Genomic DNA, 997 nt, shown 5'->3' with positions numbered 1-997 from the left:
GCTGGGCTGAAAGGGATAAGTCGGATCCATCGACCCCCAGAAGGGCTGGTTCGGAAAGGTGAATTCCAGATCGCCCTTGGTGTGATAGGTGAAATAGCGGCCGATGAGCCCGTTCTCGTTCGGAATGTCGGAGAGCAGGAACAGCCGCGCCGATTCGATCGCCTGGATCGAAACGATGACGACGCTCGCCGTCAGCACCTGAGGAGTCCCGCCCGGCTCGGTCACATATTCGACGCCGACGGCGCGGTGGCCCTGCGACGAGTCGGGGCCCCGCTCGTAGAGCAGGCGCAGGACATTGTGCCCGGTCCTGAGGTCGCACAGGCCGGTCGCCATTGCCTTGCGCAGGACGGTATCGGCGGCACCCGAGCGGCAGTTGGAGGCGCAGCCGAACCCTTGGCAATAGCCGCAGAAGGGACAGCCCGGACGGCTGTCGTAAGTGCGCGAATTGATGCCGCGCGGGCTGCGATAGGGATACATGCCCGCTTTGTTGAAGATGAAGCGCAGGAACGGCGAGGAGGCATGCTCGCGGATCGGCGGCATTGGATAGTCGTAGCCCGGCCGCAGCGGTTCCTGAGCGGGCGATTGCCGCGCCTGACCCGACACGCCCCAATCCCATTCGGCGCGTTCGAACCAGGGGTGGAATTCCTGGTAAGTCCACGGCCAGTCCACCATGCTGACGTCCGAGGGAATGTCGGTGAGGTAGCGAGTGACCGCGAAATCCTCCTCGGTGTAGCGTGGCAGGTTCGCTTCCCACTGGTTGGTCGATCCGCCGACCATGTTGGTGATCCACCAGCGCTCGCTTTCCTGCACCGGCGCGTCCGCACGGGAGGTGTCGACGTACAACATCGGATCCGTGCTTTTCGGCGGGACCAAGGCCTTGTGGTCGAGGAAGTGGAGCTCGTCGAGCGGGATGAAATCCTCGGCGTTGCTGGGCCCGCCGCGTTCCAGGATCACCACCTTGAAGCCGCGTTGCGTAAGCACCCGCGCCGCTGTGGAG

The 997-nt window shown here is 64.2% G+C and carries 1 protein-coding gene; it reads right to left on the bottom strand.

Translation table 11 applies throughout. The features are described from left to right. Window positions 1–981 (bottom strand): GMC family oxidoreductase N-terminal domain-containing protein (locus tag AX702_RS08975; RefSeq protein ID WP_197420540.1); only part of this gene is annotated, 981 nt, incomplete at its 3' end. Between the last annotated feature and the right edge of the window lie 16 nt (window positions 982–997).

The organism is Sphingomonas sp. CCH5-D11, assembly GCF_001557395.1.
Lineage (GTDB): Bacteria > Pseudomonadota > Alphaproteobacteria > Sphingomonadales > Sphingomonadaceae > Sphingomonas.
This window is presented reverse-complemented; position numbering and strand designations above follow the sequence as displayed.